The organism is Micromonospora sp. NPDC047793 (assembly GCF_040642635.1).
Taxonomy (GTDB): domain Bacteria; phylum Actinomycetota; class Actinomycetes; order Mycobacteriales; family Micromonosporaceae; genus Micromonospora.
The window spans coordinates 43,793-65,946 of sequence record NZ_JBEYSG010000007.1; the positions used below are offsets into that span (position 1 = coordinate 43,793).

Sequence of the window (22,154 nt, forward strand, 5' to 3'; positions counted from 1 at the left end):
ACGTGTACTTGTCGCGTCACACCCGCTGGCTGGTCGCCGGGACAGCGGCCGCCGTGCTCGGCCTGCTGACCGCGTGCGTCCACGCCGCGCCGGCCCCCACCGGCGGGGAGGCGCCCGCCGACCTCGGCGCCCAGGACGTGGTGTCGCAGGTGCAGGCCGCACCCGACATCGCGGCGCTGCTGCCGGCCGAGATCCGTGAGCGGGGCCGGTTGACCGTCGGCTCGGCGGTGGGTACCCCGCCGATCGCCTTCCACCCCCAGGACGGCGGCCCGCCGCGCGGCGTCGACATCGACATCGCCGACGCGGCGGCCCGGGTCCTCGGCCTGACCGTCAGCCGCGAGCAGGTCAGCGGCGCGTCGCTGCTGACCGGGCTGACCGCCGGCCGGTTCGACGTCGGCACCGCCAACTTCGCCGTCACCGAGGAACGCAAGAAGGTGCTGGACTTCACCGTCTACCTCACCGACGGCACCGGCTTCATGGTCCGCGACGACAGCTCGTTGCGGGAGGTCACCGACGTGTCGCAGCTGTGCGGGCTGACCATCGGCACCGGCGTGGGCAGCACCTTCGAGCAGGACCTGCGCCAGCGGGAGCGGGTCTGCGTCGACGCCGGCAAGCCCTACAAGATCAGCACCTACAGCGACGCCGCCGCGCACTTCCTCGCCCTGCGGGAGGGCCACGTCGACATCCTGGTCAGCACCTCCAGCGTGCTGCGCTACGCGGCGAGCCAGCAGCCCGGGCTGCGCTTCGTCGGCGAGCTGGGCCGCCGCGACGTGGGCCTGGCCACCAGTAAGGGCGCCGGTCTCGCCGAACCGCTGCGGGCCGCGGTGGACCGGCTGATCGCCGACGGCACGTACCGCCGGATCCTGACCAAGTGGCATCTGGAGGCCAGCGGGGTCGAACGGTCGACGGTGAACCCGGCGGCCTGAGGCACACCGGGACTCACCCCGCCCATCCCGGCACCTCGTCGATCTCCAGCACCGCACAGGTCCACGTGTATCCCGCTCCGACCCCGGCGAGCAGCACCCGCTCGCCGGGGCGCAGCGTCCCGGTCTCCACCAGATGCGCGAGGCCGCTGAACTGGTCGCCCGCCCCGAGGTGGCCGACCGTGCTGGCCCAGTCCCAGGTGGTGACGGCCCGGTCCACCTGCCACGGCCGCAGGTACGACGAGGTGAGCCGGCGCAACCCGAAGTGCGGCAACACGTACCGGTCCACGTCGGTGAAGGCCAGCCCGGCCTCGGCGAGCGCCCGGTCCACCGCCTCCGCCTGGCCCGCCACCACCCGACTGATGCTGTACGACACGCCGGTGCGGGCGACGAACGCCTTCTTGACCGCCTCCAGGTCCACCGGTTGCCGCTGCGCCAACGGCGCGACACCGAACGGGTCGTCGCCCCGGTGCAGCCCCTCCAGGTCCGGCTCGGAGACCGTCACCAGACTCAGCAGACGCGCGAACCCGGTGTCCCGGGAGAGCACCAGCGCCGTACCGGCGTCGCCGTAGACCGTGCCGGGGTCGCTGTTCCACCGGTCGAAGCCCGGCGCGCAGAACCTGTCCCCGGTGGTGAGCAGCGCCGCGGCACGTCGCGGCGCGGCGGTGAGGTACGCCGCCGCCAGATCGAGGGCGGCGAGTCCACCGTTGGAGAGCTGACGGATCTCCAACGCCGGGCAGCGGTTGCCGAGCACCATCCGCTGGATGTACGACGCCGGCGCCCACACGTCGTGTCCCTGGTGGTAGACGGTGGCGTGCAACAGCAGCGCCACCTCGTCCGGGGTGTGCCCGGAGCGTTTCACGGCCAGCTCGGCGGCGCGTACCGCCAGTTCCGGACCGGACTCCTCGGTCGACACGCTCACCGCGTGCAGGCCGGTCTGCGTCGCGAGCCGTTGACTGCACCGGCCGTCTGCCACCGCGTCGACCACCCGCATCCGCCCCGGCACGTACGCGGCCACGCCGGCCACCCGGACCCCGTCGAATCGCATCTGTCTGCCGCTCCCTCGGATCACCGGATCGCGACGGGCTCCGGCCGTCCACCGCCGCCGGATCGTCGCTCGTGGCGTCGGTCCGGCGGCGGATCGCCGGCCGGTCGTGGGGCGGGCGATGGCGCGGAGCGCGCCGGGGGTTCGCCTCGGCACCGCCGTCGCGTACCGCCACGGTCGCGCGGCGTGCTCGGCCGGGACTCGAGAACCCGTCGAGCGGGTACGCCTTCAGCCGCCCTCAAGGGACGGGTGCGACGGTCGGGACATGTCTGCACCCACGACCCGACGCGTGGCCCTGCTCTTCCCCGGCCAGGGCGCCCAACGACCCGGCACGGCGACCGGCCTCTACCACGGACACCCGGGTTTCCGCCGCCACGTCGACGAGGTGTTCGCGCTCTGGGGCCCGGAGGGCGACGCGATCCGCGCCGACTGGCTCACCGACCGCCCGGCCGTGCCCCTGGACGACCTGCGTCGCGCGCAGCCGCTGCTCTTCGCGATCGGCTGGGGACTCGGGCGGACGCTGCTCGACGACGGCCCGGAGCCGGTGGGACTGCTCGGTCACAGCGTCGGCGAGGTGGTGGCGGCGACGCTCGCCGACGTGCTGAGCCTGCCCGACGCGGTACGCGTGCTCCGTGACCGGCTCGGGCACCTCGCCGACGCCCCGCCCGGCGGCATGCTCGCCGTCGCGGCCACCCCCGAGCGGGTGCGGCCGTACCTCGGTGACGGGGTGGTCGTCGGCGCGGTCAACGGGCCGGGCCAACTGCTGCTCGCCGGCCCGGAGACGCCCCTGGCCCACGTCGAGCAGCGACTGCGCGCCGACGCCGTGACCTGCCGCCGCGCCCGGTCGACCACCGCTTTCCACAGTCCGTCGCTCGCCGTCGCCGCCGCGCGTGCCGAACCGCTGCTGCGCACGCTGCCGCTGCGCCCGCCACGCCTGCCGCTGTTCTCCTGCTACACCGGCCGCCCGATGACCGCCGAGGTGGCCACCGACCCGACCTACTGGGCCGCCCAACCGGCCGCGCCGGTCCAGTTCGGCGCCGCGCTGGACGCCCTGCTCGCCACGGCGCCGCAGGTGCTCGTCGAGGCCGGCGCGCCGCACGGGCTCACCGCGCTGGCCCGCCGCCACCCGGCGGTGCGGCAGGGCCGGTGCGCGGCGCTGGCCGCGCTCCCGGCACACGCCGGCAGCCGCGACGCGGACCTGGTCGCCGTCGCCACGGCCCGCACCGCCGTGGCCGGCCTCCGCTTCCAGGAGGGCTCGACCGTCGCTTGAGCACCGGCTGCGACCGTCGGACCATGAGCCGTCGCGTGGTCGTCACCGGACTCGGGGCCGTCGCCCCGGGTGGTAGCACCGTCAAGCAGTTCTGGGACCTGCTCTCCTCAGGCCGCACCGCAACCCGGGGCATCACCGCCTTCGACCCGTCGCCCTACCGCTCGCGCATCGCCGCCGAGTGCGACTTCGACCCGGTCGAGGCCGGGCTCGGCCCACAGGAGGCCCGGCGGATGGACCGGGCCACGCAGTTCGCCGTGGTCGCCGCCCGGGAGGCGGTCGCGGACAGCGGACTCGACCTGCCGGGCGAGGAGGGCCACCGGGTGGCGGTGTCGCTGGGCTGCGCGGTCGGCTGCACCACCAGCATGGAGCGGGAGTACGTCGTGCTCAGCGACGGCGGGCGCTCCTGGCTGGTCGACCCGACGTACGCGGTGCCGCAGCTCTACGACTGGTTCGTGCCCAGCGCGGTGGCGGCCGAGGTGGCACACGTCGTCGGCGCGCAGGGACCCGTCGCCCTGGTCTCCGACGGCTGCACCTCCGGCCTCGACGCGGTCGGGCACGGTGCCGAACTGATCCGTGAGGGCAGCGCCGACGTGGTGGTCACCGGCGGCACCGACGCGCCGATCTCACCGATCACCCTGGCCTGCTTCGACGCCATCAAGGCCACCAGCCCGCGCAACGACGACCCGGAACACGCGTCGCGTCCCTTCGACTCGACGCGCAACGGCCTGGTGCTCGGCGAGGGCGCCGGAGTGCTGGTCCTGGAGGAGCTGGAGCACGCCCGCCGCCGGGGCGCCCCGGTGTACGCCGAGGTCGCCGGCTTCGGCAGCCGCTGCAACGGCTACCACATGACCGGGCTGCGCGCCGACGGCGTGGAGATGGCCGAGGCGATCCGGGTGGCGCTGGCCGAGGCGCACCTGGCTCCCGAGCAGGTCGACTACGTCAACGCCCACGGGTCCAGCACCAAGCAGAACGACCGGCACGAGACGGCGGCCTTCAAACGCAGCCTCGGCGCACACGCCCACCGGGTGCCGGTCAGCTCGATCAAGTCCATGATCGGGCACTCGCTCGGCGCGATCGGGGCGTTGGAACTGGTGGCCTGCGCCCTGGCGATGGAGCACCACCTGGTGCCGCCCACGGCCAACCTGCACGTACCCGACCCCGAGTGCGACCTCGACTACGTGCCGAACGTCGCCCGCGAGCACCGCACCGACACGGTGCTCAGCGTCGGCAGCGGATTCGGTGGCTTCCAGAGCGCGGTGGTGCTGGCCCGGCCCGATCGGCGGGCGGCGTGAACGCCCCGGTCGTCACCGGCCTCGGCGTGGCCGCACCCACCGGTCTCGACGTCGAGGCGTACTGGCAGGCCACCGTGCGGGGGCACAGCGGCATCCGGTCGATCAGCCGCTTCGACGCCACCGGCTACCCGCTGCGGCTCGCCGGTGAGGTGCCCGACTTCGTCGCCGAGGAGCACCTGCCGGGACGGCTGCTGCCCCAGACCGACCGGATGACCCGACTGAGCCTGTACGCGGCCGAGCAGGCCCTGACCGACGCCGGGGTGCCGGCGGTCGAGGGCGTCCGGTACGACGTCGGTGTGGCCACCGCCTCCTCGATGGGCGGCTTCGAGTTCGGGCAGCGGGAACTGGAGAACCTCTGGAGCAAGGGCGGCAGCCACGTCAGCGCCTACCAGTCCTTCGCCTGGTTCTATGCGGTCAACTCGGGCCAGATCTCGATCCGGCACAACCTGCGCGGCCCGGGTGCCGCCCTGGTGACCGACCACGCGGGCGGGCTCGACGCGGTCGGGCACGCGCGACGGCAGATCCGTCGGGGCACCCCGGTGGTGCTCACCGGCGGCGTCGACGGCGCACTCTGCCCGCTCGGCCTCGCCGGTTGGCTCAGCACCGGCGGGTTCAGCACCCGCACCGACCCGCGACGGGCGTACCTGCCGTTCGACGTGGACGCCGACGGTGCCGTGCCCGGCGAGGGGGGCGCGCACCTGGTGCTGGAGGACGCGGAGTCCGCACGGGCCCGGGGCGCCCGGGTCTACGGCGAACTGGCCGGCTACGCGGCGACGTTCGACCCGGCGGGTGTGCCCGCGACCGGGCTGCGCCGCGCGATCACCGGCGCGTTGCGCGACGCCGGCATCACGCCCGCAGACGTGGACCTGGTCTTCGCCGACGGCGCCGGGGACCGCGTGGCCGACCGGACCGAGGCGGCCGACCTGGCGGAGGTGTTCGGGCCACGACGGGTGCCGGTCACCGCGCCCAAGAGCACGGTCGGCCGGCTCCAGGCCGGTGCCGCCGCACTGGATCTCGCCACCGCGCTGCTCGCCATCCGCGACGGCGTCGCGCCGCACACCGTCGGGGTGGACGCACCCGCACCCGACTGCCCGATCGACCTGGTCACCGGCGAGCCCCGGTCACTGCCGCTGCACCGCGTGCTGGTGGTGGCCCGGGGCCGGGGCGGCTTCAACGCCGCCGCCGTGCTCCGCCGCGTCGCCCCGTGACCCGCACCGACACCGACCCGAAAGGACGCCCATGACCGCCGACCAGCCGCTCCACCTCGACGACCTGCGCCGCATCCTGCGCGCGTCGGCCGGCGAGGACGACTCCGTCGACCTAGATCGCGAGATCCTGGACACCCCCTTCGTCGACCTGGGTTTCGACTCGCTCGCCCTGCTGGAGACCGTCTCCCGGATCTCCCGCGAGTACGCCGTGACGCTGCCGGACGAGGTGGTCGAGAGCTGCGACACACCACGGTCGCTGCTGGACTACGTCAACCGGACGGCGACCGGGGTCTGAGCAGCGCGACGGGCGGAAAAGCTCGCGATCAGTCGGCCACCGGTTGCAGGTGCCGACGTGCCTGCTCCAACGTGCGACGGCTGTTGGTGCCCAGCGAGCGGCGGACCAGGTCCCGGGCGTCGGCGAGGGTCGCCGAGTCGCCGAGCAGCGCGCCGACCCGGTCCGGGCGCAGCACGACCGTGTGGTGCGACGTGGCGACCACACCGTCGCGCTCGGGACGCAGCGTCCAGGTGCCGGTGTGCGCCGCGAGCAGCGGCGGCAGCACCGTCTGCTTGTAGACGATCCGGTCGGACGGGAAGCAGACCCGCACCGACCGGGTGGTGTGCACACTGTCGTCCGGCGCGACGGTGTCCATCTCCAGGATCTGCACGCCGGGCTCGTCCTCGGTCAGCTCCACCCGGGCCACGTGTGGCAACCGCTCCCGCCAGCGGTCGGCGTGGTACAGGAAGTCGTACACCTCCGGTGCCGGGGCGGCCACGTACACCTCGTCGGCGAAGGAGAGCAGGGTGCCGTCATCGGCGGACTCCGCCGCCGCGCGCAGCGCCGCCAGCTCGGCGGTGCTGTTGTGCTCGACGGCCCGCGCCACCCAGGCGGCGGCGTCGGGATCGTCGTCCACGACGGAGTAGTCGTGCAGCAGGACGACCCGGGTGCCGCCGTCGAGTTGTTCGAGCAGCCACTCGCCGCCCATCGAGGCCACCGGCGCCGCCGACACCTCCTGCCGGAACGTGATCCGGCCCTCGGCCGGTGTCAGTGTCCGACGAGAGATCCAGGAGCGCACCACCCCGTTGGCGGTGGCCCAGAGCCGCAGCCGTTCACGTTGCTGCGGCCCGTCGTCGTCCCGGTCGAGCAGGTCGACGTGGACGGTGGGAGCGAACGTGTACGGCCAGCGGGTGACGTCGGCGATGATCGGGTACACCGCGTCGACGGGCGCGTTCACGTCGACGGTGTGCCGTGTGGTGTGGACGGTGGGATCGGGCACGGGAGACCTCCTGCCGGCTCGGTCGGGGTACCCGTCGAGCCTCCCGTGCGCCCATCGGCGTCGGGTGGAGAGTCGTTGGAAGAGTCACCGCACCCGTTGCCCGGCACGGAGGACGGCGGCCACCCGCCGCAGCGCACCGGGCTCGACGGTCGGGTCACCGTGCACCGCGAGCAGGTCGGCGTCGTACCCCGGCGCGATCCGGCCGACCCGGTCGGCGAGGCCGCAGACCTGCGCGGCGCCGGAGGTGACCGCCCGGAGCGCGGCCGTGGGCGGGACACCGAGATCCACCATCGCCTCGACCCCGTACGCCAGCGACGACCCGTGGGGCTTGCCCGGCCCGCAGCCGGCGTCGCTGGCGCAGGCGACGGGAACGCCGGAGCCGGCCACCCGACGCAGGGCCGCGTGCACGGCCGCCCGGCGCGGGTCACCGCCGCCACCGCCGCCCCCGTGTCCGACGGTGCCGAGGGTGAGCGTGATCCGGGTCCCGGCCGCCGCCATCCGGGCCAGCAGTGCCGGGTCCGCGTGCACGCCGTCGGCGGTGACGAACGTGCAGTGTTCGATGCCGTCGAAGCCGGCGGAGACCGCGGCGGCGACACCGTCGGCGGCATGGCAGTGCCCGGTGACCGGCAGCCCGTACCGGTGGGACTCCCGCACGACCGCGGCCAACTCCACCGGCCCGAACTGCATCTCGTGCGGCAGCGAACCGGGGGTGAGCTGGCCGCCGGTCACCACGACCTTCACCACGTCGACACCGCGTTCGGCCCGGTGCCGCACCGCGGCGCGGATCGCGTCGACGCCGTCGACCTCCCCGCCGAGGAACCAGCAGTGTCCGCCGTACGACGTGATCGGTGGCCCGGCGACGAGCAGCCGGGGCCCGAGGTGCGGTGCGTCGGCGGTCTCGGCCCGGACCCGGAGCCCCAGGTAACCCCGGTCGCCGAGGTCACGGGCGGTGGTGACACCGGCGTCGAGTGTCGCCGTGGCGGCGGTCCGCATCCGGGCCAGCAGGGTGTCGTCGTCGGCGACGGCGAGACTGCCCATGGTGTCCGGCGTCGCGTCGAAGGCCAGGTGGACGTGGGCGTCGACGAGCCCGGGCAGCAGCGTCGTGTCGCCGAGGTCGACCAGTTCGGCGCCGCGCGGCGGCGGACCGTCCAGGACCGCCTCGATCACGCCGCCGGAGAGGAGCACGGTGGGTCGCGACATCGGCACCGGGCGGACCCCGTCGAACAGTCGCCGTGCCCGTAGCGCGAGCATGTGCCTCCTCCGCGTGCCGCCGGTCGTTGCCGGGGCAGCGTGTCAGCTCGCGCTAGAGGTTCGCCGGAGCCCGGCGCTCACCTGCCGGACGTGTGCCTGCAGACGCACCGAGGCGGCGGCCCGGGCCGCGCCGGCCGCCTGCCGGACGTGGCCGCGCGCCTCCCGGTGGTGGCCGCGCCGCTGGGCCAGCAGGGCCAGCCCGGTCAGCGCCTCGCAGCGGGCCTGCGGGTGGCCGATGCGCTCGGCCTCGCGCAACGCACGCCGGTACTCCGGCTCCGCCAGATCCGCCCGGCCCCCGTCCTGGTGCAACGCGGCCAGCAGGTTGCGGCCGTTGACCAGCAGCGCCACGTACCCGCCCTCCTCGGCGAACGCCATCGCCCGGCCCACGTGCCGGTGCGCGCGGTCCCGGTGACCGGTGGCCCGACCGACCCGGGCCAGGCCGTAGGAGGCGAGCGCCACGGAGTGCGCCGACCGGGCGCACCGCCCGAGCCGCAACGCCTCACGCAGCCACCGGGCCGCCTCCCGGTGCGCGCCCAGGTCGCCGCAGACCGTGCCGAGTCGCGCCAGGATCTCCGGCTGGGCCGAGCAGGAACCGAGGCGGTCGCCGACACGTGCCGCCGTCAACAGGTACCGGCGGGCCAGCCGCAGGTCACCGCGCCCGTGATGGGCCATCCCGAGGTGCAGCAGGCAGCGCGCCTGCGCCTGCCGCAGACCGAGTCGCCGGCACAGCCGCAGACCACGGTGCAGCAGGCGGATGGCCTCGTCGAACCGTTTGCGGGGGCGCTGGAGACGGTGCGTGGCCAGCGCCGTGAGCGCGACGATCTCCAGCGGTGCCGGCCCGTGCCGGTGCAACCGGTCGCGGGCGTGTTGCAGGTGCGGCTCGGCGGCGTCCAGGTGGTGCAGGCCCTGCAACGCCAGGCCGAGGTTGAGCCGCGCGATCGCGGCGTGCACCGGCGCCCGGGCCGGATCGGTCGCGCCGACCGCCGCCTCGGCGGCCGACCGCCAGTCGGCGTGGTGCCGGTCGGCTCCGCACGGACCGCGCAACACGTCGGTCAGCCGGACCGCCAGCGGCACCAGCCCCGTGGACGCGGCGTGCACCGCCACCGCGACGAGGTTGCGGCGTTCCCGTGCCAGCCAGCCGCGAGCCGCCCGGCGCCCGGCGAAGGTCGAGGTCCGGGGGGTGACGGGCACCCGGACCACCTCCGGGTGGCACAGCCCGACCGCCTCGTCGGCGGTGCGCAGATACCACCCGCCCAACCGGCGCAGCGCCGCCCGGCGGTACGCGGGGGCGTCCTCGGCGGTGCCCCGCTCGGCGGCGTAGCGTGCCATCAGGCTGTGCAGGCGTACCGCCCCGTCCCGGCCCTGCTCGACGAGTTGGGCGCGGACCAACTCGTCCAGTGCGTGCGACGCGGTGGCGACGGGCAGGCCGGCCAGCTCCGCGACGGTCTCGGCGCGGTGCGACACCCCCGGCACGAGCGCCAGCAGCCGGAAGATCCTCCGGGTACGCGCCGGCAGCGCGGTGTAGGCGAGGTGGAACGCGGTGCGGACCGCCGCGCGACGGCTGCCGGGCAGGCTCAGCGCGTCGAGCGGGTTGGCGCCGAGCAGCTCGACGAATTCGCCGATGCCCTGGCTCGGATGGGTGGCGAGGTGGGCCCCGGCGATCCGCAGCGCCAGCGGCAGGCGGTCGCAGTGGTCGACGAGCGCCGCCAGCGCCGCGCGTTCCCGCGTGACCCGGTCCGGTCCGATCATGACGGTCAGCAGCGCCGCCGACTCGGCGGGGGAGAGCACGTCGAGGGCGACGACCCGGACGCCGGGGCAGGAGGTGAGGGCGTCCGGTCGCCCGCGGTGCGTGACGAGGACCGCGCAGTCGGCGGCGAGTGGGAAGAGGCCGCGCAGCGCCGAGGCGTCGTGCAGGTCGTCGATGACGATGAGTACCCGGCGACCGGCGAGGCGGCGCTGCAACGCGCGGGCCCCGGCGGCGGGGGTGGCCGGTGGACGGTCCTCTCCGGCGGCGGTCAGTAGTTCGGCGAGGATCTGCGGCCAGTCGCGGCCTGCGCCGTCGGCCTCACTGGCGTGCACATACCACTGGCCGTCGGGGAACCGGTCCCGCAGGCGGTGTGCGGTGCGGACCGCCAGCGCCGACTTGCCGACGCCCGGTGCCCCGGTCAGGCAGACCACCGGTGGCCCGTCCGGCGTCGCGCGCAGCGCCGCGTGCAGCTCCTCAAGGGAGTCGCCTCGCCCGGCGAAGTCGGCGACGTCCGGGGGTAGTTGGCACTGCGCCCGCCAGCCGCTGCGGGCGGCCACCACGGGACGGTCGGTCCGACGCTGCGGCGTCCGGGGCCGCGCGGCGTCGCCGGTCTCGGCCAGCAGTCGTCGGTACCGCTGCCGCAGCTCCAGGCCGGGCGTCGCGTCGAACTCCTCGCGCAGCCGGTCGCGGGCCCGGTGGTACGCGGCGAGTGCGGCGGCCCGGTCACCGCTGCCGGCGAGCGCCTCCATGAGCTGCGCCCAGAGGCGTTCCCGCTGCGGGTGCGCGACGACGGCGGTACGCAGTTCCCCGACGACCTCGGCATGCCGACCCAGGGCCAGTTCGAGTTCGAAGCGTCGTTCCGTCAGGTGCAGCAGATCCGTCACCAGGCCGGTGACCACCTCCTGCCGGATGCGTACCGACGGCACCAGGGCGAGTGGTTCCCCGCGCCACTCCGCCAGCGCCTGCCGCACCCAGTACATTTCGACGTCCGGCCGTCCGGCGCGTCGTGCCTCCCGGGCCCGCGTCGCCGCCTCGCGGTAGCGGTGCAGGTCCAGTGACCCGGGCGGCACGACGATGCGGTACGCGCCCGGCCGGGTCTCGATCGGCGCGGGCACGTCGGGGCGGATGCCGGCGAAGAGGGCGCGCAGCCGGGAGAGGTGCACGTGGAGGGCGGCCCGGGGGTTCTCCGGGGGTCGGTCGTGCCACGCCGCGCCGACCAGTTCCGGCGCGCCGACCCAGGTGTTCGCCCGCAGCAGCAGCGCCGCGAGGAAGACGCGTTGCTTCGGGGCGGTGACCGGCACCGGGCAGCCGGAGAGCGTCGCGACCAGGGGTCCCAGGACGCGGTACTCGTCGTCGGCGGTCTGCCCGGTTCCGGCTGTCGCGGTCACGCGGCCTCCTGGACGGTGGGCCTTCTATCGTCGCGCCTCGATGTTTCCGGACGGGAAATGCGTGCCGGTCATATTCGTCATGTGGGTTGCAGGGTGGCGAGCGTCGACCGTCGGGGCACGTCGCGCGGGGGCAGGCCGCAGGCCTCGGCCAGAAGCGCGTACGAGCGCACCCGGGCCCGGTGGTCGTGGATCGTGGACAGGACGACGAACTCGTCCACGCCCACCGCCTCGCTCATCGCGGTGAGCTGCCGCGCGACCTCGTCGGGGGAGTCGACCAGGTAGCGCGGCCACTCGGTGCGCTCGGTCGACAGATCCTCGGCGAGACCGGGCAGCTGGGCGAGCGCCACCTCGGCGGGGGGCACGGGTCGCAGGTCGCCCCGCGACATCCGGTGCCGGAAGAGGCGCTGGCTGGCGAAGATCTGCTCCGCCTCCTCGCGGGTCGGCGCGCAGTAGACGCCGATGCCGACCATCACCCGGGGGGTGCCGCCGGTGCGCGGGTCGAAATGCCGCCGGTAGGTCTGCACCGCCTCGGTGACAAGCTCCGGGCGACCGAAGTGCGCGAAGGAATACGGCAGCCCGAGTCGACCGGCGAGGGCCGCGCTGGGCGGACTCGCGCCGAGCAGCCAGACCTGGGGGGTGCCCTCCACCGACGGCATGATGCCGCCCTGGTCGCCGACGGCGCCGAGGAACGCGCGCACCGCGTCGACCTGGTCGCCGAACGCGTCGTCGGAGGAGGTGTAGAGGTGCGGGTTGAGTAGCCGGGCGTCGCGGGAACTGGCTCCTGCGCCCCGCCCGATGCCGAGGTCGACCCGGCCCGGTGCGAGGGCGTGCAGCACCCGGAAGGTCTCGGCGACCTTGAACGGGCTGTAGTACGGCAGCAGCACGCCGCCGCTGCCGATGCGGATCCCGCTCGTCTCACCGCTGAGCCGGGCCACCATGACCTCGGGGGCCGGGCTCGCGAACGACGGCGTGGCGTGGTGCTCGGCGAGCCAGTAGCGGTGATAGCCCAGCGCGTCGGCCGCGCGGGCCAGGTCGAGAGTGTGGTGCAGGGCCTGGGTCGGAGTGGACCCCTCGGGGATCATCGACTGGTCGAGGATCGACAGCTGCACGGGTGCTCCCTGCGTGTCAGGCGTCGGCGGGCAGGCCGACGGGGCGGGTGAGCCGCGCGACGACGGAGGCCAGGCGCTCGTCGAAGGCGGCGGCGTCCAGTGCGGTGGCCAGCTCCGCCCGGCATGCCTGGGCGGCCAGGGCGTGCCGTTCCAGGCCGGGCTCGGTGATCTGGCAGTAGACCCCACGGCGGTCGTGCGCGCAGCTCACCCGGGCCGCGAGTTGCTTGGCGGTCAGGCGGGTGACCAGGCGGCTCATCGAGGACTGGTCGAGGGCGACCGCGTCGCTGAGGTCCTGGATGCGCATGCCCCGAGGGTTGCCCCGGGTCAGCTCGTCGAGCACGAGCAGCTCGGTGAGGGTCAGGTCGAAGTCGCGGGTGAGCCGTCGGTCCAGCGTCTGCCCGAGTCGACCGGTGAGGACGGTCAGCTGCCGCCACAGGGCGAGCAGGTCGGGCTGTCCGTCGCGTCGCTCCGCCATCGGGCCCCCTTCGTCTGCTACCGCCCTACCCTACATGTCGCTGCTCATTCAATGTAACAGCATCTTCTTTTCGTGCCTGACTGCGAGTCGGGGCAGGGAAACACGCGTACGGCGCGCTGAAGTGCGCCAGAATAATGTGTGCACATGCATGTAGTATCCCAGCGTCAATCCCCGATCACCCGGCTCGGAGGTCCACACCATGTCCAGTGACACGCCGTCTCTGGCCGCAACCGAGGGGGCCGCGTCGCGGCGGGCACCCGACGACGCGCCCGATCCCACCGGCCCGACCCCGGTCACCGACGACCGCCTCGACCCGGCCTTCCTCAAGATGGCCGGGGTCCTGCTGCTGGCCCTGCTCATGGCGCTTCTCGACGAGACGATCGTCAACGTCGCGGTGCCGCGCCTGACCGCGGTGTTCGACGCGCCGCTGTCCACCATCCAGTGGGTCACCGCGGTCTATCTGCTCGCCGTCGCGATGGCCACCCCGGTCGCCGGGTGGGGGGTGGACCGGTTCGGCGGCCGACGAGTGTGGATCTTCGCCGTCGTGCTGTTCACCCTCGGCTCGCTGCTGTCCGGTCTGGCCTGGTCCGCCGAGAGCCTGATCGCGTTCCGCGTGGTCCAGGGGATCGGCGGCGGCATGATCTTCCCGGTCGTGCAGGCACTGATCGCCCGGGCCGCCGGCCCCGCCCGCGTCACCAAGGCGATGGGCCTCATCTCGATCCCGCTCACCGTCGGCCCGGTGCTCGGCCCGATCCTCGGCGGCTTCTTCGTCGACGACATCAGCTGGCGGTGGATGTTCTTCATCAACATGCCGGTCGGCGTGGTGGCGCTGGTGCTCGCGCTTCGTGTGCTGCCCGCCGACGGTCCCACCGGGGACACCACCGCGCCGAAACTGGACCTGCTCGGCCTGGCCCTGCTCTCGCCCGGATTCGCCGCGCTGATCTACGGCCTCGTCACCGCCGCGCACCGCGGCGACTTCGGTGACGGGCGGGCGGTCACCGCCTTCGTCGTCGGCGCGGCCCTGCTCGTGGCGTACGTGCTGCACTCCCTGCGTACCAGCGCACCGCTGATCGACGTACGGCTGTTCCAGAAGCGCGGGTTCACCATGTCGGTGGTCACCATGCTGCTCGTCGGCGCGGTCGCCAACGCGCTGCTGTTCCTCACCCCGCTCTACTACCAGCAGGCGCGCGGGTTCGGCGCACTGCACGCCGGCCTGCTGATGGTCCCCTCCGGCATCCTCGGTGCCGCCGGTGCCATCGCCGTCGGCAAGACCGGTTCCCGCCTCACCGCGCGGGCCACCGCACCGATCGGCATGCTGCTCGCCGCACTCGCCGCGCTGGTGCTCTCCGGCGTCGGACCGGACACGTCGCAGACGGTGACCGCCGTCGCGTTCGGCGTCGGCGGATTCGGGATCGGGTTCACGGTGCCGGGCGTGATGGCGTTCATGTACCTCGCCGTCGGTGACGCCGACGCGCCCCGGGCCACCAGCGCGCTGTTCATCCTCAACCAGATCGGCGGGGCGCTGGGCATCGCCGTGGTGGCGGTCGCCCTCCAGGACCGTCTCGCCGCCGCCGGGACCTTCGCACCCGAGGCGTACGGCCGGACGTACTGGTTCGTGGTCGGGTTCGCGCTCGTGGCCGGTTTGGCCGCCGCGTTCGTACCCGGACCGCTGCGCGCGCCACGACAACCCGCCTGACGCTGGGGGCGTCCTCGACCCGGCCGCGAGTGCCCGCGGCTAGAACCGGCGGTGGCGGCACCGCGCCGCCGGCCGACGGAAGAGGAGCCCCCGCATGCGCGTCATCCGTTACTCCGAGCACGGCGGTCCCGAGGTGTTGACCGTCGACAAGGTGCCGGTGCCGGAGCCCGGCGAGGGCCAGTTGCGCGTCCGGGTCGAGGCCGTGGGCGTCAACTTCATCGAGACCCAGCTGCGCTCCGGCACCGCACCGTTCCCGTCACCGGTGCCCAGTGCGCCGCGCGGGGACGTGGTGGGCCGGGTGGAGGCGGCCGGACCGGGCGCGCACCGCTTCGCGGTCGGCGACCGGCTGGCCGCCTGGGGCGTGGCCGACGCGTACGCCGACCACGTCCTCGTCACTGACGGGCAGGCCGTCGCCGTACCCGACGACGTGTCGGCGCCGGTCGCCACCGCGCTCGCCTCGACCGCCCAGGTCGCCGCGAACGTGCTCAGCGTCGGCCGGCTCGCCCCCAACGAGTCGGTGCTCGTGCACGCCGCCGCCGGGGCGATCGGGCACCTGGTGACCCAACTGGCGAAGCTGCGCGGCGCCGGGACCGTGATCGGCACGGTCGGCTCGCCGGAGAAGGCGGCGTTCGTCCGCGACCACGGTGCCGACGTCGTGGTCGACTACACCGCACCGGACTGGGCCGAGCAGGTGCGGGCGGCGACCGGTGGCGCCGGAGTGGACGTGGTCCTGGACAGCGTCGAAGGGCCGGTGTTCGCACCCAGCCTCGCGTTGCTGAAACCGCTCGGCCGTCTGGTCTACTACGGATTCGCGGGCGCCGACGGCGACGTGGCGCGGGTCGCCCTGACCGATCTGCTCGGTCTCAAGAGCATCGTGGGCACCGCGTTCGACGCCTGGCTCGCCGCCGCCCCCGAGGAGGCGGAACGCCATCAGCGGGAGCTGACCGAGCTGGTCCGGGACGGCCGGCTGCGGGTGGCGGTGCACGCGGTCCTGCCCCTGGAGGAGGCGGCGCAGGCACACCGGCTCATCGAGGACCGTCGCCAGCTCGGCCGCGTGGTGCTGGTCCCGTGACCGCCGTCGAGCACCGGCCGCTGGTGGTGGTCGGTGCCGGCCCGGCCGGTCTGAGCACCGCCATCTTCGCGAGCCTGCACGGGGTGCGTCCCCTGGTCGTGGAGCGCCGCGCCGGCACGTCGACCGGGGTCAAGGCCACCGGTCAGTACCCGCACACCATGGAGGCGCTGCGGGTGGCCGGCCTGGTGGACCGGATCCGCGACCTGAGCCGTCCGGACCGTACCGAATTCTCCATGGTGCTCGCGCCCCGACTGGGCGGCCCGGTCACCAGGACGCTGGTCAGCGGCCGGGAGCTGACCATGCGGCACGTGTCGCCCGAGGAGTGGGGGACGGCCAGCCAGTCCGGTGCGGAGGCCGCTCTCGCCGAGCGGGCCCGTGACCTCGGCGCCGAGGTGCGCTTCGGCACCCGGCTGCTCGGCCTGGCGCAGGACGACGACGGTGTGACCGCGTTCCTGGAGGAGACCGAGACCGGTACGCGTCACCGGGTGCGGGCGCCGTACCTGGTCGCGGCCGACGGCTGGCGCAGCCCGGTGCGGGAGTCGCTCGGCGTACCCCTGCAGGGGCGTGGCGTGGTGGGGCAGGTCCTGCGGGTGCTGTTCAAGGCCGACCTCAGCGAGCCGCTGGCACACACGCCCGGTGCGGCCGACGGCTCCCGGTTCGCGGCCTTCCACGTCAACCGGGCGGTGCTGTTCAACACCGAGATCCCCGGCCTGTACGGCTACTTCCGCAACCTCACCCCGGAGCTGCCGGAGGGCTGGCACCGGTCCCGGGAAGCGATCGCCCGGCAGATCACCGTCGACCTGGGACTCGACGCGGACCTGCCGATGGACATCACCGAGTACGGCGAGACCTCGATCGCCTGCGCGGTCGCCGAACGGTTCCAGGTGGAGCGGGTGCTGCTGGCCGGCGACGCCGCCCACGTGATGCCGCCGACCGGCGGGCTCGGCGGCAACACGGCGATCATGGACGGGTGGTACCTGGGCTGGCGGCTCGCCGCCGTGGTCCAGGGCTGGGCGGGGCCCGACCTGCTCTCGACGTACCAGGCCGAACGGGGGCCGTACGCCCGGCTGCTCGTCGAGCAGCAGTTCGGCAACCTGGTCGAGCGGGTGGCGCCGGAGCTGCGCGACGACAGCGTGCCCGCCCCGCTGCCACCGGCCGTGCTCGCCTTCGGCTACCGGTACCCGGCCGGTGCGGTCCTGCTTGAACCCGGCGACGACGGCACGCTCGTGGAGGACCCGACCACGGCGACCGGCCGGCCCGGATCGCGGGCGCCCTTCCTGCCGCTCACCGGCCCGGACGGCGCCGACACCTCGACGACGGCACTGTTCGGCACCGGGTTCGTGCTGCTGACCGGGTCGGCGGGGGCCGCCTGGGCGGAACCGGCGAGGCAGGCCGCCGAGCGGCTCGGCGTGCCCCTGGTCGTGCACACGATCGGCCCGACGGGGGAGTACGCCGACCGGGACGGCCAGTTCGACGCCCGCTACGGCATCGGGCCCGACGGCGCCACGCTGGTGCGGCCGGACCGTTTCGTGGCCTGGCGGGCGGTGGGCCCGTTGCCCGATCCCGAGGCGCGGCTGGAGCAGGTGCTACGGACCCTGTTGCGGCGATGAGACGTGCGCGGTGGCGGCCGGACGCTCCCCGGGCCCACCGTGCCGGGAGGCGGGCGGGCCGCCCCACGCCTGCGGCGCGAACGGGCGGGCGCCGTGCAGCGCCACCAGCTCCGGCACCACCGTGTCGCCGACGGTCAGCACCGCGCACCGGGAGGTGCCCGGCAGCAGGTCGTACACCTGCTCGGCGTCGCGGACGTCGTCCAGCACCAGCAGCACACGCCGGTCGGCGAGCCGGGCCCGGTACGCGGTGACCAGTTCCCGGCGGTGCCGTGGCACGGCGTCGGCGGCCAGACCGGAGCGTCGCAGGAGCCCGGCGAGCACCTCGGCCGGGTCACACGGCCGACCGGCGGGGTCGGTCAGGCGCACGTACCACTGCCCGTCCGGGAACGTCGCGCGCAGCCGGCGTGCCAGCGCCGCCACGTCGGCGGTGCGGTCCGGGCCGGGCGGACCGGCGAGGCACACCAGGGGCAGCGCGGTGCCGGCCTCCCGACCGGCCAGCGCGGCGGCGACGGCCGTCCAGCCGGGGCCGCGCGGCTCCCGGTCGGCGTCGACCGGCGGTAGGTCGGTGTGCGTGTGCCAGCCGTCCCCGGCGACCCGCCGGTACACCGCCTCCAGCTCCGGCCCGGGCGTCAGCCCCAGTCGGGTCCGCAGTGTCGCGCGGGCCCGCTCGTACGCGGCCAGGGCCGCCGCCCGGTCACCGGCACGTTGCAGCGCGGTGACCAGCAGGCACCACAGCCGTTCGCACACCGGGTACGCGACGACCAGGGCCCGCAGTTCCGCCACGAGTTCACCGGGCGGCCGGGTGGCCAGCTCCAGTTCGTAGCGTCGTTCGAGCAGCCGTAACCGCTCCTCGACCAGCACCGGGGTGACCTCCTCGGCGAGCGAGGGCACCACCGCGAGAGACTCCACGGTGGACGGTAGCGCCGGATCCTCCTGCCACTGCGCCAACGCCGCCCGGACGTGGGTGAGTTCGCCGGCCGGGTCGTCGCCGAGTCGAGCCTGTTCCGCCCGGTGGGCGGAGGTGCGGAACCGGTGCAGGTCGACGGTCTCCGGCGGGGTACGCAGCGCGTAGCCACCACCGAGGGACCGCACCCGGGGGCGGGGCGAGTTCGCCGGCACTCCGGGCCGGTCGCCGAGCACCGCGCGCAGCCGGGCCACGTGCACGTGCAGTGCGGCGGCGGGTCGGGCCGGTGGGCGGTCACCCCACAACCGGGGGTAGAGCTCGTCCAGCGGCACCTCCTCGTTGACCCGCCACAGCAGCGTCACCAGGAGTGCCTGTTGTTTCGGGGCGCCGATCGGCACCGGTCGTCCGTCGATTGTGACCTGCAGCGGCCCGAGAATGCGAAAGTCGGTCACCGAGTCCCCCGTCGAGCGGCGGAACGCACGCACAGTGTCAGGTCGACTACCGTCGCCCGCCTCGGACATGGTGCTCGGGTCGGGCGGCACCGGCAACGCATATCCCAGTGACTCCCCTCTCACCGGTGACCCTCCACCAGGACTCCAGGACCCGCCGGTACGAAGGGCGGGAAACCGTCGTACCGGTGGAGGTCGATGTGAAAGCACTGGTCACGTCCGCGGACGAGCCCGACGGACTCCGCCTGGAGTCCGTACCCGAGCCCCGGCCGGCGCCCGGTGAGGCGCTCGTCGAGGTGCACGCCGTCGCGGTGAACCGCGCGGACCTTCTGCTCGCCGCCCGGCAGCCACCCGGCGCCCGGCTCGGGTTGGACGTCGCCGGCACGGTGGTCCGCGCCGCCGACGACGGCACCGGACCACCGGTCGGCACACCTGTCGCGGGCGTGGCCGCCTCGACCGGGTGGGCACAGCTCGCGGCCGTGCGCACCGACCGGCTCGCGGCGGTGCCGGCCGAGGTGACCCCGACCGTCGCGGCGGCGGTGCCGGTGGCCGGACTGACCGCCCTGTACGCGCTGCGGCGCGCCGGATGGCTGCTGGGCCGCGCGGTGCTGGTGACCGGTGCCAGCGGCGGCGTCGGCGGTTTCGTGGCGGACCTGGCGGCGGCCGGCGGCGCCGCCGTCCTGGGCTGGGTGGGCACCCCGGAACGCGGCCGGCACCTGACCGAGCGGGGCCACCGGGTGCACGCCGGATACGCGGCACCGCCGCAGGGCGCGGTCGACGTCGTCGTGGACAGCGTCGGCGGGCCGGTGTTCCGGGAGGCGTTCGTGCGGTTGCGCCGAGGCGGGGTGGCGGTGGTCTTCGGCAACACCGTGCGCGCCGACCTGGTCCTGCCGCCAGACTGGGGTCACGCCCGCGCCGGGGTACGCCTGGAGCACCTGTTCCTCCTCGACGAGCTGGAACGGCACCGGGCCGACGAGGACCTGGCGACGCTGTTCGGGCTCGTGGTGGACGGGCGGCTTCGTCCGCACGTCGGGTTGCAGGCGGACTGGACCGATGCCGCCACGGCGGTGCGGGCCCTGCTGGAGCGCCGGGTCACCGGCCGCGTCGTACTCACCCTGTGATGGACCGATCGAGGAGGACAACGGAGATGACGACACCGAAGCGTCCCGGCGCGGCGCTGGTGACCGGAGGCACGAGCGGGATCGGGCTGGCCGTCGTGGAGACGCTGGCCGAGCAGGGCTTCCCCGTCTACTTCTGTGCCCGCGACGCGGCGCAGGTGGCCACCGTCGTCGACAAGCTGCGCGGTCGCGGCCTGGAGGTCGACGGGGTCGCGGCCGACGTACGGTCCCCGGACGACGTTGTCCGGCTGGTCGCCGGGGCGGTGCAGCGGTTCGGCCCGGTGACGGTGCTGGTGAACAATGCCGGCCGGTCCGGCGGGGGCGTCACCGCCGAGCTGGACGACGCGCTCTGGGAGGACGTGCTCGCCACCAACCTCACCTCGGTGTTCCGGGTGACCCGCGAGGTGCTGCGGGCCGGCGGCATGCGCGAGGCCGGGTGGGGCCGCATCGTCAACATCGCCTCGACCGCCGGCAAGCAGGGCGTCGCGCTCGCGGCGCCGTACACCGCCTCCAAGCACGGGGTGGTCGGCTTCACCAAGGCGGTCGGGTTCGAGCTGGCCGGCACCGGCGTCACCGTCAACGCGGTGTGCCCCGGGTACGTGGAGACGCCGATGGCGGTCCGGGTGCGTCAGGGGTACGCGGCACACTGGCAGACCACCGAGGACGCGGTGCGGCAGCGGTTCGAGGCGAAGATCCCGCTGGGCCGGTACTCGACGCCGGAGGAGGTGGCCGGGCTGGTCGGCTACCTGGTCACCGACACGGCCGCCTCGCTCACCGGGCAGGCGCTGAACGTCTGCGGCGGTCTCGGGAACTACTGACACAGGCGACGGCCGCCGGAGCACGCTCCGGCGGCCGTCGCCTGGTGCATCAACCGGTGACGCGGTCGGCCTCGTACTGGAAGACCGGCTCGGTCAGGTGCGGTTCGCCCTTGATGATGCCGGTCAACCGGTCCAGCCGGGTCCGGAACTCCGGCTCGTGCAACGCCGTGCGGAAGGACTCCTCGTCGGTCCACTCGGCGATGTTGTAGTACGTCGACGGATCCTTCTGCGAGCGGCTCAGCACGTACCGGATCAGCCCCGGACGGGTCTGCATGTACTCGGCCACGCTGGCGTAGTGGCGTTCGAGGTCCTCGGCGGCGCCGATCAGCGTGAGCTTGTTGACGAATACGACCATGGCGCGGTGTTCCCTTCCGTGTCGTCGGTGCGGGGGTAGTCGAGATAGCCCCGGCGACCGCCCTGATAGAAGGTCGTCGGGTCCGGCGGGTTGAACGCGGTGCCATCGGCCAGACGGCGGGGCAGGTCGGGGTTGGCGAGGAACTGCTTGCCGAAGGCGAGCGCGTCGAAGCCGGCGGCCAGGGCATCGGCCACCGCCGCCCGGGTGGCCTCCGGCCCGAGGTGGCCGGTGCCCGGGTTGAGCACCACCGCCCCGTCCCACCGGGCCCGGACGACCCGGGTCAGGTCCCGGTCGGAGCCGTGCACCAGGTGCAGGTACGCCAGGTCGAGCGGTCGCAGCGCCTGGAGCAGGGCGGGGTACACCTCGGCGGCGTCCGGCTCGCTCATGTCGTTGAGCCCGAAGCCGGGCGACAGCCGCAGTCCGACCCGGTCCGCGCCGACCGCCGCGCCGACCGCCTCGACCAGTTCGACGGCGAAGCGCACCCGTCGGTGCGGTGCGCCGCCGTACTCGTCGGTGCGGCGGTTGGTGACCGACGACAGGAACTGGTGGACCAGGTAGCCGTTGGCGCCGTGCAGCTCCACGCCGTCGAATCCGGCGGCGACGGCCGTCTCGGCGCACCGCACGACGTCCTCGATCGCGTCGGTGATGTCGGCCGGTGTCATCTCCCGCGGCTCAGGGTGTTCCTTCGGCCCGTCGAACGTCCGGGCCAGCCCGGCCGCCGGCACCGGCGACGGCGCCAGCGGCCGGTGCCCGTACAGGGCCGGATGACCGATTCGTCCGGCGTGCATGATCTGGAGCACGATGCGGCCACCGGCGTCGTGGACGGCCCGGGCCACCGCCGTCCACGCCTGGGTCTGCGCGGGGGTGTGCCACTGCACGCTGTACGCGTGGCCCACCGCCCGGGGGGCCGGGTTGGTCGCCTCGCTGACGATGAGTCCGGCCTCGGCCCGCTGCGCGTAGTAGTCGGCCACGTAGGGCAGGGGAGTCCCGTCCCGGGTGGCACGTCCGCGGCCCATCGGGGCCATCACGATCCGGCTGGGCAGCCGTAGGCGACCCAGCCGGACCGGATCGAAGAGCGTCGGCATCGGGGCAACCTCCTCGCTGGGTGGTGCCTGATGCTCGCCCGGGGGGCTGGAGGGTCCGTGGAGCC

At 74.5% G+C, this 22,154-nt stretch carries 19 protein-coding genes; 10 read left to right on the top strand and 9 right to left on the bottom strand.

The genetic code is table 11. The annotated features are described in order from the left end of the window. Nucleotides 1-2: 2 nt before the first annotated feature. The gene (locus ABZ738_RS16290; protein ID WP_254876724.1) at nucleotides 3-926 is read left to right on the top strand and encodes an ABC transporter substrate-binding protein; all 924 of its coding nucleotides are present in this window, start codon (nucleotides 3-5) and stop codon (nucleotides 924-926) included. A gap of 13 nt (nucleotides 927-939) precedes the next feature. Here the strand turns inward: ABZ738_RS16290 and ABZ738_RS16295 are convergent, their stop codons facing one another. Then, nucleotides 940-1,971, bottom strand: a complete 1,032-nt coding sequence (locus ABZ738_RS16295; RefSeq protein ID WP_357213954.1) for a ketoacyl-ACP synthase III family protein — start codon at nucleotides 1,969-1,971, stop codon at nucleotides 940-942. Nucleotides 1,972-2,233: 262 nt separating this feature from the next. Between ABZ738_RS16295 and ABZ738_RS16300 the strand changes: the two genes are divergently transcribed. The 4 genes from ABZ738_RS16300 to ABZ738_RS16315 are packed head-to-tail and all read left to right on the top strand — an operon-like array spanning nucleotide 2,234 to nucleotide 6,033. After that, nucleotides 2,234-3,238, top strand: a complete 1,005-nt coding sequence (locus ABZ738_RS16300) for an acyltransferase domain-containing protein (protein WP_357213957.1) — start codon at nucleotides 2,234-2,236, stop codon at nucleotides 3,236-3,238. 23 nt (nucleotides 3,239-3,261) lie between these two features. After that, complete coding sequence (locus tag ABZ738_RS16305) at nucleotides 3,262-4,530, top strand: beta-ketoacyl-[acyl-carrier-protein] synthase family protein (protein ID WP_131057750.1); 1,269 nt, start codon at nucleotides 3,262-3,264, stop codon at nucleotides 4,528-4,530. Next, on the top strand, nucleotides 4,527-5,738 hold the full coding sequence (locus ABZ738_RS16310) for a ketosynthase chain-length factor (RefSeq protein ID WP_357213961.1): 1,212 nt from the start codon (nucleotides 4,527-4,529) through the stop codon (nucleotides 5,736-5,738). Before ABZ738_RS16305 ends, ABZ738_RS16310 begins: the two co-directional genes overlap by 4 nt. Nucleotides 5,739-5,769: 31 nt before the next feature. Beyond that, nucleotides 5,770-6,033 carry an acyl carrier protein gene (locus ABZ738_RS16315; protein WP_176092683.1) on the top strand — a complete coding sequence of 88 codons (264 nt, stop codon included), beginning with the start codon at nucleotides 5,770-5,772 and terminating at the stop codon, nucleotides 6,031-6,033. A 28-nt stretch (nucleotides 6,034-6,061) separates the two neighbouring features. On the opposite strand, the gene ABZ738_RS16320 is transcribed toward ABZ738_RS16315, so the two are convergent. The 5 genes from ABZ738_RS16320 to ABZ738_RS16340 all read right to left on the bottom strand — a co-directional run bounded on the left by ABZ738_RS16320 (nucleotide 6,062) and on the right by ABZ738_RS16340 (nucleotide 12,982). Next, nucleotides 6,062-7,012 (bottom strand): aromatase/cyclase, encoded by a 951-nt coding sequence (locus tag ABZ738_RS16320; protein ID WP_357213963.1) that lies wholly within the window; start codon nucleotides 7,010-7,012, stop codon nucleotides 6,062-6,064. 84 nt (nucleotides 7,013-7,096) lie between these two features. Further along, nucleotides 7,097-8,263 (bottom strand): amidohydrolase family protein, encoded by a 1,167-nt coding sequence (locus ABZ738_RS16325; RefSeq protein WP_131057689.1) that lies wholly within the window; start codon nucleotides 8,261-8,263, stop codon nucleotides 7,097-7,099. A 42-nt stretch (nucleotides 8,264-8,305) separates the two neighbouring features. Continuing rightward, the gene (locus ABZ738_RS16330) at nucleotides 8,306-11,398 is read right to left on the bottom strand and encodes a BTAD domain-containing putative transcriptional regulator (RefSeq protein WP_357213966.1); all 3,093 of its coding nucleotides are present in this window, start codon (nucleotides 11,396-11,398) and stop codon (nucleotides 8,306-8,308) included. A gap of 77 nt (nucleotides 11,399-11,475) precedes the next feature. Further along, nucleotides 11,476-12,507, bottom strand: coding sequence for an LLM class flavin-dependent oxidoreductase (locus tag ABZ738_RS16335; RefSeq protein WP_357213969.1), 1,032 nt, complete (start codon nucleotides 12,505-12,507; stop codon nucleotides 11,476-11,478). A gap of 16 nt (nucleotides 12,508-12,523) precedes the next feature. Further along, nucleotides 12,524-12,982, bottom strand: a complete 459-nt coding sequence (locus ABZ738_RS16340) for a MarR family transcriptional regulator (protein WP_131053973.1) — start codon at nucleotides 12,980-12,982, stop codon at nucleotides 12,524-12,526. A gap of 199 nt (nucleotides 12,983-13,181) precedes the next feature. Here ABZ738_RS16340 and ABZ738_RS16345 point away from each other — a divergent pair, with 199 nt between their 5' ends. The 3 genes from ABZ738_RS16345 to ABZ738_RS16355 all read left to right on the top strand — a co-directional run bounded on the left by ABZ738_RS16345 (nucleotide 13,182) and on the right by ABZ738_RS16355 (nucleotide 17,360). Further along, nucleotides 13,182-14,678: a DHA2 family efflux MFS transporter permease subunit gene (locus ABZ738_RS16345; RefSeq protein WP_357213973.1), complete on the top strand. Its 1,497-nt coding sequence runs from the start codon at nucleotides 13,182-13,184 to the stop codon at nucleotides 14,676-14,678. 94 nt (nucleotides 14,679-14,772) lie between these two features. Further along, on the top strand, nucleotides 14,773-15,750 hold the full coding sequence (locus tag ABZ738_RS16350; RefSeq protein WP_357213976.1) for a zinc-binding dehydrogenase: 978 nt from the start codon (nucleotides 14,773-14,775) through the stop codon (nucleotides 15,748-15,750). Continuing rightward, complete coding sequence (locus ABZ738_RS16355; RefSeq protein WP_357213979.1) at nucleotides 15,747-17,360, top strand: FAD-dependent oxidoreductase; 1,614 nt, start codon at nucleotides 15,747-15,749, stop codon at nucleotides 17,358-17,360. Before ABZ738_RS16350 ends, ABZ738_RS16355 begins: the two co-directional genes overlap by 4 nt. Here ABZ738_RS16355 and ABZ738_RS16360 read toward each other — a convergent pair. Then, nucleotides 17,337-18,716: a BTAD domain-containing putative transcriptional regulator gene (locus tag ABZ738_RS16360; protein WP_357213982.1), complete on the bottom strand. Its 1,380-nt coding sequence runs from the start codon at nucleotides 18,714-18,716 to the stop codon at nucleotides 17,337-17,339. The genes ABZ738_RS16355 and ABZ738_RS16360 overlap by 24 nt on opposite strands. Nucleotides 18,717-18,913: 197 nt before the next feature. On the opposite strand from ABZ738_RS16360, the gene ABZ738_RS16365 reads away from it, so the two are divergent. Further along, a complete protein-coding gene (locus tag ABZ738_RS16365; protein WP_357213985.1) occupies nucleotides 18,914-19,834 on the top strand; it encodes a zinc-binding dehydrogenase in 921 nt (306 codons plus the stop codon). Between the two features lie 26 nt (nucleotides 19,835-19,860). Beyond that, nucleotides 19,861-20,649, top strand: coding sequence for an SDR family NAD(P)-dependent oxidoreductase (locus ABZ738_RS16370; RefSeq protein ID WP_357213988.1), 789 nt, complete (start codon nucleotides 19,861-19,863; stop codon nucleotides 20,647-20,649). A gap of 49 nt (nucleotides 20,650-20,698) precedes the next feature. Here the strand turns inward: ABZ738_RS16370 and ABZ738_RS16375 are convergent, their stop codons facing one another. After that, complete coding sequence (locus ABZ738_RS16375) at nucleotides 20,699-21,004, bottom strand: antibiotic biosynthesis monooxygenase family protein (protein ID WP_131054866.1); 306 nt, start codon at nucleotides 21,002-21,004, stop codon at nucleotides 20,699-20,701. After that, entirely contained in the window at nucleotides 20,974-22,089 is a 1,116-nt protein-coding gene (locus tag ABZ738_RS16380; RefSeq protein ID WP_176092675.1) for an alkene reductase, read from the bottom strand. The genes ABZ738_RS16375 and ABZ738_RS16380 overlap by 31 nt, the downstream gene beginning before the upstream one ends. Between the last annotated feature and the right edge of the window lie 65 nt (nucleotides 22,090-22,154).